This window comes from Specibacter sp. AOP5-B1-6 (assembly GCF_052376555.1).
Taxonomy (GTDB): Bacteria; Actinomycetota; Actinomycetes; order Actinomycetales; family Micrococcaceae; genus Specibacter.
In genome coordinates this window covers 42,186-55,420 of the sequence record NZ_JBQSVT010000028.1, presented here as the reverse complement: position 1 = coordinate 55,420, position 13,235 = coordinate 42,186, and the positions used below count along the sequence as shown (strand labels likewise).

General features: G+C 62.8%; 9 protein-coding genes. 6 read left to right on the top strand and 3 right to left on the bottom strand.

The window, feature by feature from the left end:
- A partial coding sequence (locus ACT3TS_RS14015) for an HNH endonuclease signature motif containing protein (RefSeq protein ID WP_444532125.1) occupies nucleotides 1-415 on the top strand: 415 nt, incomplete at its 5' end.
- A gap of 81 nt (nucleotides 416-496) precedes the next feature.
- On the opposite strand, the gene ACT3TS_RS14010 is transcribed toward ACT3TS_RS14015, so the two are convergent.
- A complete protein-coding gene (locus ACT3TS_RS14010) occupies nucleotides 497-1,888 on the bottom strand; it encodes a phosphotransferase (protein ID WP_444532124.1) in 1,392 nt (463 codons plus the stop codon).
- 186 nt (nucleotides 1,889-2,074) lie between these two features.
- On the opposite strand from ACT3TS_RS14010, the gene nudC reads away from it, so the two are divergent.
- Nucleotides 2,075-3,022: an NAD(+) diphosphatase gene (nudC, locus tag ACT3TS_RS14005; RefSeq protein WP_444532123.1), complete on the top strand. Its 948-nt coding sequence runs from the start codon at nucleotides 2,075-2,077 to the stop codon at nucleotides 3,020-3,022.
- Nucleotides 3,019-5,166, top strand: a complete 2,148-nt coding sequence (locus tag ACT3TS_RS14000; RefSeq protein WP_444532122.1) for an ATP-dependent DNA helicase UvrD2 — start codon at nucleotides 3,019-3,021, stop codon at nucleotides 5,164-5,166. Before nudC ends, ACT3TS_RS14000 begins: the two co-directional genes overlap by 4 nt.
- Here the strand turns inward: ACT3TS_RS14000 and ACT3TS_RS13995 are convergent.
- Complete coding sequence (locus tag ACT3TS_RS13995; RefSeq protein WP_444532121.1) at nucleotides 5,127-6,221, bottom strand: ThiF family adenylyltransferase; 1,095 nt, start codon at nucleotides 6,219-6,221, stop codon at nucleotides 5,127-5,129. The genes ACT3TS_RS14000 and ACT3TS_RS13995 overlap by 40 nt on opposite strands.
- A gap of 161 nt (nucleotides 6,222-6,382) precedes the next feature.
- Here ACT3TS_RS13995 and ACT3TS_RS13990 point away from each other — a divergent pair, with 161 nt between their 5' ends.
- Entirely contained in the window at nucleotides 6,383-7,093 is a 711-nt protein-coding gene (locus ACT3TS_RS13990) for a YgjP-like metallopeptidase domain-containing protein (protein WP_444532120.1), read from the top strand.
- A gap of 132 nt (nucleotides 7,094-7,225) precedes the next feature.
- On the opposite strand, the gene ACT3TS_RS13985 is transcribed toward ACT3TS_RS13990, so the two are convergent.
- Entirely contained in the window at nucleotides 7,226-8,680 is a 1,455-nt protein-coding gene (locus tag ACT3TS_RS13985) for a zinc-dependent metalloprotease (protein WP_444532127.1), read from the bottom strand.
- A gap of 256 nt (nucleotides 8,681-8,936) precedes the next feature.
- Between ACT3TS_RS13985 and ACT3TS_RS13980 the strand changes: the two genes are divergently transcribed.
- Nucleotides 8,937-10,031 (top strand): YlbL family protein, encoded by a 1,095-nt coding sequence (locus tag ACT3TS_RS13980; protein WP_444532119.1) that lies wholly within the window; start codon nucleotides 8,937-8,939, stop codon nucleotides 10,029-10,031.
- A gap of 201 nt (nucleotides 10,032-10,232) precedes the next feature.
- Complete coding sequence (locus ACT3TS_RS13975) at nucleotides 10,233-13,184, top strand: UPF0182 family membrane protein (protein ID WP_444532126.1); 2,952 nt, start codon at nucleotides 10,233-10,235, stop codon at nucleotides 13,182-13,184.
- Nucleotides 13,185-13,235: the final 51 nt, after the last annotated feature.

The window sequence follows — 13,235 nt, the reverse complement described above, 5'->3', positions numbered from 1 at the left end:
TCCGGTGGTGTTGACGGATATTGATCATCTGCAGGCGTGGGAGCACGGGGGCACGTCCACATGGGAGAACCTGAGGCCGGCATGTGCCGCCCATCACAGGTTGCGGCATTTCAAGGACGACAAGGACCGGCATGGTAATTATCGTCGGTATCGGGAGCCGTATCGGAACCAGATTCGTTTGCGGGGCTGGACACCGAAACTGACCAGTGATGGCCGGGTCGGGTGGATCACCCCGTCCGGGAAGTATCGGGCACCGCTGCATGAAACACCCCAACTCACCCAATACCCGAAATGGTTGAAGCGACGCCTCAACAAGGTCCTAAACCCACCCACCAGCACGGACGAGAGCACCGCCGCCACCAGCACCGCGGCCGGCAGCAACCCCGACACAGGCCCAACAACACCCACACCGTGAGCAACACGGAGCGACAAGCGCCGCCAGCCAAGAAGTGAACCGGCGGACATGACGCAGCCCGTCGAGAAGCCATGCGGCCCACTACTTCTTTAGCGGAATGACTTTCATGGCGGTGGTGTCGACGTCTTCAGCTGGCTTTTCTTCGGAGCCTTCGGCAGGCCTGTCGGCCGAACCCGGTGTTGCGGCGACAGCAGGGCCTCCGCCTGAAGCTGGGTTTGAATCCTTGGCGGAGTCTGGCGCAGACGTACCAGTCTCGCCGTCGCTGCTCGTCGCGGCGTTGACCGGGACCACCTTGTGGGAAGTTGTGTCCGACGCCTTGGAGTCGTCGAGGGAGTCGGGGGAGGTCGTGCCACTACCAACGGTCGCACCTGCTATGTCGTCATCAGCCTTCTTTGTTGCAGGCTCGGCAGCTCCAACCTTCTCCGGCACCTCGGTTGCAGGCTCGGCAGCTGCATCCTTCTCGGGCAGCTCCGTTGGCGCAGCAGAGTTGGCGGGCGATATCTCGGCGGAGTTCTCTGCCGGGACAACAGCGGCCACAGCCGGCTCGACGCTGATTGGCTGGCCACCGTGCAAGGTGATGTCGGCTTCCAAGGTCTTCAGCATGGACTCGGCGTCTTCCACCATGCGTGCGCTGTCAGCCGCATAGCCCTTCACGAGCCACTGGGCCAACGCAAACTCTGCGCTGAGTGCCGCACGGCGGAGCAAATGAGGGTCGGGCGTTTCGTTGCGGGCGGCTGCATAGGCCTGCATGACGGTGTCGACAAACTCGGGGTCGTTCACTGCCACGAGCCAGGCGAAGTCGTCGGCAGGGTCGCCGATCCTCAGGTCGGTCCAGCCGATGACTGCCGTGACCTGGTCGCCGTCGAGCAGGATGTTGTCTTCGTGCAGGTCGCCGTGGACAACGCAGGCATTGAAGCGCCACAGGGCCACGTCTTCCATGGCATGCTCCCAGCGGCGAAGAAGCGAGGGCGGGATTTTGCCGGTGGTTGCCGACTGGTCAAGTTCGTTGAGTTTGCGCTGCCGGAACTCGTTTGCTGTGTAGCTGGGCAGGTCAAAGGTGGTGACCAGTTCCTGCGGCAGATCGTGGATGGCGGCAATGGCGGCGCCGATTTCCAGGGCAAGGGCGGCACTTCCGGTGGCAAGGTGCTCGACCGATTCGGACTTGCCGGGGATGTGCGAGTACACAAAAGTGATCAGTTCGCCCTGCCTGACGGTCCCGGCCACAGTGGGGAGCAGGAAAGGCAATTCCGCGCGGATGGCGGGGGAGAAGGCGCGCAAAACCTGGCGCTCGGTTTCCAGACGTGTGCTGGCCTCTGCGTGCCGCGGGGAGCGCACGCGCCAGCGTCGTTTTTCCGAGTCAACCAGCAGGGCTGAACAGAAATCGGCCGTATCGTCGGGCTCTGGGCCAAACGCTGTGACGTTGAGTCCGGGCACGGCGGCGCTGGCGATCGCGGCCAATTCGATTGCTGTCATTCTTCTCACCCCTCCACCGTAGAACGCCAAGGCCCCAACCCGGTGCCGTTGGGGCGGCGAGTCGCAAGAACTCCTTGCCGGGAGGGCCCTCGGGCCTCGTTCTGGTGGGCCGGGCCACAGGCCTGCTTATCCACAGCTGCCGGGGACGGAATACAAAAATTTGGACCGGATGCGTACGGTGGAAACATGATCATTCCCAATCCATCCCCTGAAACTGCGCTCGATCGGCAATGCGAGCAACGCAGCGAAGCAGGGTACCTGGCCGCGGTGTTGGGAAAAGCATCCCACCGGGTGGTAATTTTCCACCGTGGCAAGGCCTTGATGGACGGTGCAGCCTTGGCCTACCTCGACCCAGCGATACTCCCCGAAACGCTGCCCGCAGGCACCAACCTGGTCTATTTGGGCAGGGTGCTCGCCGGGCAGGACCACCAGTTGGTCGAGGGCACCGACATTGTGCTCCAGGTTCTCCCGTACGACGCCGAAGACCTCACCTGGGTGCCGCAGGAGGCCGCGTTTGCCGGGTACCGGGACGTCGCCCAAGGCCTGAACGCACTTGATGTGGAAGTCTTTGTGGAGGCTCAGGCTGTTGCCAACTGGCATGGCACCCATACGCACTGCCCGCGGTGTGGGTGCCCCACCGAGTCCATGTGGTCAGGGTGGATGCGCCGTTGCGGACAAGATGGCTCGGAACATTTTCCGCGCACCGATCCCGCCGTCATCGTGGCCATTGTGGGTGGCGACGACAGGATCCTGCTGGCCAACAACTTCCAATGGGAGGGAAACCGGTATTCGACTGTGGCTGGTTTTGTTGAGGCAGGGGAGAGCGCCGAGCGCGCGGCCGTGCGTGAGATTGCCGAAGAAGTCGGTGTCCAGCTGCACGCACTGAGCTACGTTTCGTCCCAAGCCTGGCCGTTCCCGCGATCGTTGATGCTGGGATTCATGGGCTACACGAACGACACCGTGCCGACGCCTGACAACGTTGAAGTCAGGGCCGCACGCTGGTTTAGCCGGGACGAGCTGCAGGCGGCCGTGTTCAGCGGTGAAGCAGTGGTGTCGCACAGGCTTTCCATTGCCCGTTCCCTGATTGAGCACTGGTACGGGGGCCGCATCCTGGAACCTGGTGAAGAGTCATGAGTTTTGACCCTCAGCAATCAGGGCTGCCCGTCATGGATGAAAGGACAGCCGAGGAACGCATCCTTGCCGGGTTGGACGAGGAACAGCGCACAGTTGCCACCACCTTGAGCGGACCATTGTGTGTCCTGGCCGGCGCCGGCACCGGAAAAACCCGCGCCATCACGCACCGCATCGCCTATGGCGTGCACACGGGTGTTTACAATCCCAACAGGCTGCTGGCAGTGACCTTCACCGCCAGGGCGGCAGCTGAGATGCGCACCCGTCTCCGCGACCTGGGCGTAGGCACAGTGCAGGCCCGCACCTTCCATGCGGCAGCGTTGCGGCAGCTGCAATATTTTTGGCCGCACGCCGTCGGAGGTCAACTGCCGGGTCTGCTGGAACACAAGGCCCAGATCATCGCCGAGGCCGCACGGCGCCTGCGCCTGCCCACCGACAGGGCGGCCATCCGTGACCTGGCCGCTGAGATTGAGTGGGCCAAGGTCTCGATGCTGACGCCGGAGACGTACCTGCTCAAGGCTGAGGACCGCGGGGAGCCCGGCGGCCTCGACAAGGTCGCGGTGGGCCGCCTTTTCCAGGCCTATGAGGATGTGAAGGCGGACCGGAACCTCATTGACTTTGAGGACGTGCTGCTGATTACCGTCGGCATTTTGCAGGAGGACCCGCGCGTGGCCGCCACGGTGCGCGACCAGTACAGGCATTTTGTTGTTGACGAATACCAGGATGTGTCTCCGCTCCAGCAGCGCATGCTTGATTTGTGGCTGGGCGGGCGTGAGGAACTGTGCGTCGTCGGAGATGCCAGCCAGACGATTTACTCTTTTACTGGGGCAACGCCACGGCACCTCCTTGACTTTCCCAAGCGTTTTCCGGCCTCGGGTGTGGTGAAACTAGTGCGTGACTACAGGTCGACCCCGCAGGTCGTGGGACTGGCGAACACCCTGCTCAGCAGTCGCCGCAGCGGCGGTCTCAGCGCTGATGCACTGTGGTCCAAACCCTTGGAACTGGTGGCCCAGCGGCCTGGCGGACCGGCACCTGAATTTCTTGAATGCAGCGACGATGAAGCCGAGGCGGCAGCGGTTGCAGCCAGGATCAAGGCTTTGATTGCCAACGGCACCCAGGCAAGTGAAATCGCCGTGCTGTTCAGGACCAACGGCCAATCTGAAGCTTACGAGCAGGCGCTCACGGCTGTGGGCGTCGGCTATCAGCTGCGCGGCGGCGAGCGTTTCTTTGCCCGTAAGGAAGTCCGAGACGCAATGCTGCAATTGCGGGCGGCCTCCCGGGCAGCCGAGGATGAGAAATTGGGCCAGCTGGTGCGTGACATCCTCGGCAACCTGGGCTGGCTCCCTGAAGCACCCAAGACCGGCGGTGCCGTGCGGGAACGCTGGGAGTCATTGTCGGCCATTGTTGCCTTGGCCGACGAACTGGCACTGTCGCGCAGCACCCCCGAGCACACGTTCACGTTGATTGATTTTGTGGCAGAACTGCAGGACCGGGCCTCGGCCCAGCACGCACCCACCGTCCAGGGCGTAACCCTTGCCTCGCTGCACTCGGCCAAGGGCCTGGAATGGGACGCCGTGTTCCTGGTTGGGCTCAGCGAGGGGCTCATGCCGATTTCCTTTGCCGACACGCCCGAAACCGTCGATGAAGAGCGCAGGCTGTTGTATGTGGGAATCACCCGGGCCCGGGAATTCCTGAATTTTTCGTGGTCGACGGCGCGCACGCCCGGAGGGCGGGCCAACCGCAAACCCTCAAGGTTCCTTGACGGTCTGCGGCCCAACTCAGTGGGTGGGGCCCCGACAGGACCGCGCCAGACGACGGCCCGCAAGTCCAGAAAAGTGGCCGGGCCCTCGGTGTGCAGGGTATGTGGGAAAATCCTCAATACCGGTGCTGAACGAAAAGTGGGACGCTGCCCAGACTGCCCGCCAGGATACGACGAGGCTGTCTTCGACGAGCTGCGCCAATGGCGGCTTGCAGAATCCACGACCGCTGCCGTGCCCGCCTTTGTCGTCTTTACGGATGCCACCTTGATGGCCATCGCCGAGGCCGCACCGCAAGACCTTGACGCTCTTGCAGCCCTGCCCGGTGTGGGGCCAGCGAAACTGGAGCGTTACGGCGAGGCCGTGTTGGAAATTGTGGCCAAGGACTGATTTTGCCACTGGCAGCCGCAGTCGGGATGGGTGGCGAATTGCTGCTGTGTCCACCTGCCGTTGTCAGGATGAAACGTCAGTACTGAGGACCATGAACTTGGTTGGTTGACGGCGTCCAGGAACAACAGAACATGGGTGCCGGCGGTGCCGGCCAGCGTTGCGGCCAGGGCCGTACCCTCCATCAGTTCGGCCCGGGGCCGCCGGTCCTGCGAGGGCACCACGCCGGCGGCCAGCTGGCTGCACACATCAAGCCATTGCGGGTCGTTGAGGCCGCGGTGCCGCTCAACGCACTCGGCGCACGCCGTTTCACCGGGCATGACCAAAGGCCCGACAGTACCGTCCTGTTCCCGGACCAGCACAAACAGGTGTGGCCGTTCAGCGGCAAGAAACCGTGCAGCCGTGTGGGTGGGCACAACGTCGTGGCCCACCACAATGGCAAGGTCAAGGTAGCGCAGGCTGAGACCTCCGGCCCCGCCGTCGTGCACCACGTGCGCGTGGCAGCTGGGATCGATCCGGAGCAGGTGCCGGCGCACGGCGACCGAACGTGCCAGCCCAATGTCACTGAGCCTGAACGAGCCGGGGCTGACGTCGGTTGCGGCCACGGGACAGTCATCCTCCAGCAGAAGGGTGCCCACCCCGGCGCCCACCAAGACAGCAGCCAGTGCCGCGCCGGTGCGTCCCAAACCCACAAGATGAACGACGGCGTGTTCCCGCCTGGCCATGAAGTCCCGGCATGGTTGTTGGTACAAACCCAGAAGTGCCGAGTGTTCCGGCAGCAGCCGCTCTGCCCGGTACCCCTGTGTGTGGAGTTCGGCATCGCTGAAGAGCAGGCCCGCCAGCTTGACGCAGATCTCCTGTGCCCGAAGTGCATCCACGCCGAAGGAGAAGGCCTGCTCCAGCACCAGGTCATCGGCGATGCCACGATGGAGTGCCTCAACAAACGCCAGATCGGCTTCCTGCAGGCCGGCCAGAATCAACCCGCCGGCACCCAATCCGATCTGAACGCTGTCCGTCCCGCGACGCACGAGCCGGAGGCCCGGGTTGATGGTGGTCATGGCGGCCTCCCGCAGCGTTCCGGTTGTTCAGTGGAAGTGTTTGCACTTTTGATCATCGCACTTTGGCGGTGAGCGCGTGCGAAGTTGTCCACAGGCCGCCGTTATCCACAATCTCTGACTCAACATTCAAATTGGTGGCAGTTTCGTTGTAGCGTCGAAGCATGCCCGCACCATCAGCACAGCGTCCAATGCCCCGCCGCAAGCCCGGAGCCGTCCCCGGACGCCAACCCATCGGCACTGGAACACCAGGACCGCTGGGCGACTCGTATTCGGCACACAAACGCAGCAACGGTGAACCTGTTGTCGTCAGGCGGACCGCCAGGCGCAAAACAGGCCTGGCCGCCTTCTGGGAGGACGGACAGGCCGTAATTGCCGTGCCTGCACGGTTGAGCCTTGAAGATGAACAGTATTGGGTGCCTCGCATGGTTGCCCGACTGGAACAAGGCACGCAGGCGCAGGCGGGACGGCGCGGGGTGCCCGCCAGCAACGAAGCCCTCATGCAACGCAGCATGATGCTGTCAAGGAAGTATCTGGGCTCGGGTGCCGTGCCGGTGTCCGTGCGGTGGGTGACGAATCAAAATGACCGGTGGGGTTCTGCAACGCCGGCCCGCAAGACCATCAGGATCTCCCACCATGTGCAGGGCATGCCCGAATGGGTGCTCGACTATGTGTTGTTGCACGAGCTTGCACACCTGATTCATGCCAACCACAGCCCAGCATTTTGGGCTGAACTCGCCGGCTACCCGCAACTTGAAACGGCGAAGGCGTTTTTGGCAGGGGCATCATTTTCCGCAGCCCGAAACATCAGCGGCATGGAAAACGGCCTTGACGAGGGGGATGACTTGGCAGCCGGCAGCGGTGACATGGACTGACGTGGTGCCCTGGGTGGCGAAGCGGAGTATTTGGCAGGGCGGATAAAAAGACTCCGGGGCGGCAACCGTCATTCACGGTGGACGAACCACCAACGCATGAACCTTGCCGCCCCGGAGCCTAAAAAGCAGCGCCTACTTGTCCGTTTCGGTGCCCTGCGTGCCCTTGTCGTCGTCGGAACCGGAGTCGCGGGCGGAACTGTCGGGGCCCGTCCCGCTCGAAGCAGAATCATCTGAATCGGAATCGGTGCCAATGCTTTCGAAGCCGCCGTCCAACAGCTTGGCCAGTGCGGCGTCGACGTCGGATTCGGAGGCGTCGGCGGCGCTGCGACGGGCGCTGAAACCGGCGGCGTCATCCAGGTCTGCAGAGGTGGGCAGCAGATCTGGGTGTGCCCAGATGGCGTCACGGCCCACGATGCCGCGCTGTTCCTTCAGCGATGCCCATAAGGCGGCCGCCTCCCTGAGCCTGCGCGGACGCAGTTCCAAGCCAACCAAGGAGCCGAACGCGTGCTCGGCCGGGCCGCCGGTTGCACGGCGGCGCCGGATCGTCTCCCGAATGGCAGCAGCGGACGGCAGATTGGCGGCCGCCTCAAAGGTCAGCTCGTCCACCCAGCCTTCAACGAGGGCAAGGGCTGTTTCCAATTTTTCCAGTGCGGCGTCCTGCTCCGGCGTGCGTGCAGGCATGAAAACGCCCTCGGACAGTGCGGCCTGCATGGCTTCGGGATTGGCCGGATCAAGGTTGTGGGCCAGGTCCTCAATCCTCGACATGTCGATGTGGATGCCGCGGGCGTAGGATTCGATGGCTCCGAGCAGGTGTCCGCGCAACCACGGAACCTGTACGAACAGGCGGGCGTGGGCGGCCTCGCGGAGGGCGAGGAACAAACGGACTTCCTGTTCGGGCACTTCAAGGCCCTCACCAAACGCCTTGACGTTGGCAGGCAGGAGGGCCATTTGCAGGTCAGCCAGGGGGATGCCAATGTCGGTGGAGCCCACGACCTCCTTGGCCAGTGCGCCAACAGCCTGGCCAAGTTGCAGGCCGAACAAGGCACCGCCCATGTTCTGCATCATGGAAGCGGCGTCTCCCATCATGGACTTCATTTCCTCGGGAAGCTGTTCATTCATGGCCGTGGAGATGGCAAAGGCGATGCTGTTGGCCACCGGCTCCGTCAGCCGCTGCCAGGTGCCCAGCGTTTCCTCAACCCATTCGGCACGCGACCACGCACGGCCAATGATGGCTGTGGCGGCAAGATCGGTGAACGGGTCGAGCCACATCTCGGCCAGGCGCAGGGCTTCATCAACTTCATGCTGCTGCGTGGGAGTGACGGACGGATCGTCACCGGCGGCCGCTTTCCTGGCGGCATCGCGGGCAAGGTCCCAGTTGACGGGCGTGTCTGAGGAACCGCTCATCATGTTCTGGACCTGGGAGAACATCTGCGCCAGCACGTTGGGGTCGGAGGGCAGTCCGGCGGCCTTGGCCAGCTCTGCAGGATCAAAGCCTTCCATGCCCTGTTCGCCCAAAAGCTTCGCGAGCATTTCCTGCAGCGGATCCTTCGGGGTTTCGTCGTCGTTGTTGGCTGGTGTGGAAGACATGATGGCCCGTTCGTTGGCGTGGACGCTGAGTATCTTCACGTTACCGCCGTCGTCCTGCGTTGTCGCCCCATGGCGGGCTGCTGTTCGCTCTAGGCAAAGGGCACCCGGCCTGTCCTGCGGAAGTGCACTGATTCACCGTCCACTCCCAGCCTGCTCACAAGCACAACACAACTGAACACAGTAGGCTGGGTGGTCGGCACCCGTTTTTCGGTGGGGAGGTCGATGAGACCCAGAAGAGGTTGGAAAGGTCACAGCTTTGAGCCAGGAGACTTTAGAAACGGCCAAGCCGGCAAGCCCCATCCGCGACCGCAGATTCTCACTGATGGTGGTTTCAGGTGTCCTGTCGGTGGTGCTGGCCGTGGCCGCCATGACAATCCCCGTCCCGTACGTGATTGAGTCCCCGGGCCCGGCCATCAACACCATCGGTGAGATCAACGGCCATCCGGTCATCACCGTCACCGGACATGAAAGCTTCCCCGCAAGCAGCGGCAGCCTCGACCTCACCACTGTGCACATGGCCGGCGGGCTTCCCGACAGCCAGATCAACTTCTTTGACGCGCTGCGGTCCTGGCTCACGCCGTCGCACACCATCTACCCGGCCGAGCTCATCTACGCACCCGGCATCAGCCAGGAAGCCGTCAACAGCGAGAACTCCGCCGCCATGACCGGCTCGCAGGAAAACGCCACGGCAGCGGCAATGAGCACACTCGGCATCGACTTTGAGTCCAACCTTGCCGTGGCTTCCATCCCCGAAGGCGGGGCCTCCTCCGGAATTTTGAAGCCCGACGACGTCCTGCTCACCATCGGCGGCCAAAAGGTCACCGACCTGAAGGTGATCCAGACGGTCCTGGCCGAGGGCAAAGGCGCACCGGTGGACATTGGAGTCCGCCGCGACGGTGCGGAAAAGACGCTTGCCGTAACACCCAAATTGGGTGATGAAGGCAAATACCTGCTCGGGATTGCCCTGCAGAACACCTTCAAGTTCCCCTTCGATGTGCAGATCTCGCTGGAGAACATTGGCGGACCCAGTGCAGGCATGATCTTTGCGCTGGGGATCATGGACAACCTGACTCCCGGGGAACTCACCGGAGGCAAACAATTTGCCGGCACCGGCACCATTGATCCGCAGGGCAATGTCGGAGCCATTGGTGGCATCGCACAAAAGATGGTTGGTGCCCGCAGCAGCGGCGCCAATTTCTTCCTGGCTCCCGGGGCCAACTGTGGCGACGTTGTGGGCCACGTCCCCAAGGGGCTCCAGGTCATCAAGGTCACCACGCTCAAAGAAGCTTACGACGCTGTTTCCCTGATCGGCTCCGGCAAGGACGGTTCGACATTGCCCACCTGCAGCTAGCCCGCGCAGCGCCATGGTGGGATTCTTTCAAGTAACGATTACGCATCACACGGAACTTAGGCCGCGGACCATTCGTGGCAGAAGTATAGAAGCACCCGGCACCAATTTCATGTACATCAGTTGAGTAAGAGGTAGAGAGTGACATCCCGACCATCCCCTTCGCCAAGCAGGTCAGTGAGGCCCAAACGCCGCAGCGCGCTGATGCCCACCATTATTGTGGTGGCCGTATTGGTCGTTGCCGTGCTTATTTTCTCCGGGGTCTATACCGACCTCCTGTGGTTCAACCAGATCGGCTTCTCCGAAGTGTTCTGGACGGAACGCATCGCAAAATTGCTGATTTTCCTTGCCGGGTTCCTGATCATGGCCGTTGGTGTGTATTTCTCCATCCGGGCCGCCTACAAGGCCCGCCCGGTGTACGCCCCGGACAATGCCCGCGAGGACAACCTCGGGCGCTACCAGGCACAGTTGGAACCGATCCGGCGCGTCGTCATGGTGGGTGTCCCTGTGGTCTTTGGACTGTTTGCCGGCACCGCAGCCATGGCACAGTGGGAAAAAGTGATGTTGTTCCTTTACCGTGTCCCCTTCGGCTCCACGGACCCTGAATTTGGTTTGGACATCAGTTTCTACACCAACACGCTGCCGTTCCTTGGCTTCCTTGCCGGAATGCTGATCAGCGTCACGGTGATTGCGTTCATCGCCGGATTGCTCACACACTACCTTTACGGCGCCATCCGCCTTACGGAACGCGGGATTTTCACCTCCCGTGCAGCCCAAATCCATATTGCGATTCTGGCCGGCGTCTTCCTCCTCCTGCTTGCCGCCAACTTCTGGCTTGGCCGCTACGGGACACTCCAGGACAACGGCGGCTACCGTTCCGGCGCCTTGTTCACCGACGTCAACGCAGTCATTCCCACCAAGGCCATTCTCGCCGCAGCGGCCATCATTGTGGCCATCTTGTTCATCGTTGCCGCGTTCATGGGCAAGTGGAAGCTGCCCTTGATCGGCACCGGCATGCTGGTCGTCACGGCCATTGTCGCCGGTGGCATTTACCCGTGGGCAGTCCAGGAATGGCAGGTGAAGCCCTCACAAGGGTCCAAGGAAGCGCCGTTCATTGACCGCAACATCCAGATGACCCGTGACGCGTATGGGCTGACGGGCATGGAAGTCACCCCGTACAACGCCAAGGTCACAGCCGAGGCCGGGGCACTGCGCCAGGATGCGGACACCGCCGCAAACATCCGGCTCCTGGACCCCAACCTGCTCTCGGCCACGTTCCGCGAACTGGAGCAGTACCGCCCGTACTACGAGTTCCCCAAGACGCTCAACGTTGACAGGTACACGATCGACGGCAAGGTCCAGGACGCCGTCCTGGCCGTGCGTGAACTCAACCCCCAGGGCCTGAATCCCGCGCAGCAGAACTGGTACAACCAGCACTTGGTGTACACCCACGGCTACGGCATGGTTGCGGCTTACGGCAACACCGTGACGGCGGACGGCAAACCGGAATTCATGCAGAAGGGTGTGCCTTCCGAGGGCAAGCTGGGCACCGACAGCAGCTACCAGCCGCGCATCTACTTCGGCCAGTCGATGACCGATTATTCGCTGGTGGGTGCACCGGAAGGCACCACTCCCATTGAGTTGGACCGCCCGCAGGGCACCACCGACGGCAGCGCAGACAGCAAGGACGGCGCGGACAGCAAGGACACCGGCTCCGAATCGCTGACCACGTTCACCGGCAACGGCGGCCCGAATGTGGGCAACTGGTTCAACCGCATCATGTATGCACTGAAGTTCCAGTCCACCGACCTGCTGCTGACCAACGGCGTCAACGACAATTCACAGATTCTCTACGACCGCACCCCGGCCGAGCGTGTGGCCAAGGTGGCCCCGTACCTGACCCTGGACGGCAACCCGTACCCGGCAATTGTTGACGGCAAGGTCAAGTGGATTGTTGATGGCTACGCCACCAGCTCCTACTACCCTTACTCCCAGCAGCAGCAGCTGCAGGAAGCCACCACGGATTCACTGACCGCAGCCGGAGGTCCCGCTGCACTTCCCAACGCATCCGTGAACTACATCCGCAACTCGGTCAAGGCCACCGTGGACGCCTACGACGGATCCGTGGATCTCTTTGCCTGGGACACCAAGGATCCCATCCTGCAGGCCTGGCAAAAAGTGTTCCCCACCAGCGTCAAGCCCCTCTCGGACATGTCGGCCGATGTCATGTCGCATGTGCGCTACCCGGAGGACCTGTTCAAGGTTCAGCGTGAACTGCTCGGCCAGTACCACGTGACGGATCCAGACAAGTTCTTCGCCAACACCGAAGCCTGGTCAGTCCCGGACGACCCCACGACGAAGGCCGCTGACAAGCAGCCGCCGTATTACCTGTCGCTGAAAATGCCGGGCGCTGACAAGACCGCGTTCTCGCTGACAACCTCATTCATTCCGCAAGAGGTTGCCGGCACGGACTCGCGCAACGTGTTGTACGGCTTCATGGCTGCCAACGGCGACGCCGGACACGTCAAGGGTGTCAAGAGCCCCGACTACGGGAAACTGCAGTTGCTGGAGCTGCCTGTGGACACGCAGGTTCCCGGACCGGGCCAGGTGCAAAACACCTTCCAGACCGACCCAACGGTCTCCAATGAGCTGAACGTGCTGACCCTGGGCCAGTCCGAGGTCAAGAACGGCAACCTGCTCACCCTGCCTGTGGGTGGGGGGCTGCTGTACGTGCAGCCTGTCTACCTGCAATCCACCGGTTCGACGTCGTACCCCACATTGCAGCGGGTGCTGGTGGCTTTCGGCAGTCAAATCGGCTTCGCGGCCACCTTGGATGAGGCCCTGGACCAGTTGTTCAAGGGTGACTCCGGTGCCGCCGCCGGCGACGCGGGCGTGGATAAGGTGCCGGACGCCGCCGCCGGCGAATCAAACGGATCGACACCGGCTGCGGGCGGTGACAACGCGGCCCTGTCAAAGGCGCTCACCGACGCCAGTGCGGCCATCAAGGACGGCCAGGCAGCCCTGGCCAAGGGCGACTTCACCACCTACGGAGAAGCCCAGGACCGCCTCGACGCGGCCATCAAGGCAGCCATCGCGGCGGAAGGGGCGTCCGCACCCGCGGCCACGCCTGAGGCCACGCCGAGCACGACACCCTAGCTCCGACGTCGTGCATTGACGGCAAAGGGCCCGGCAGCCTCACGGCGACCG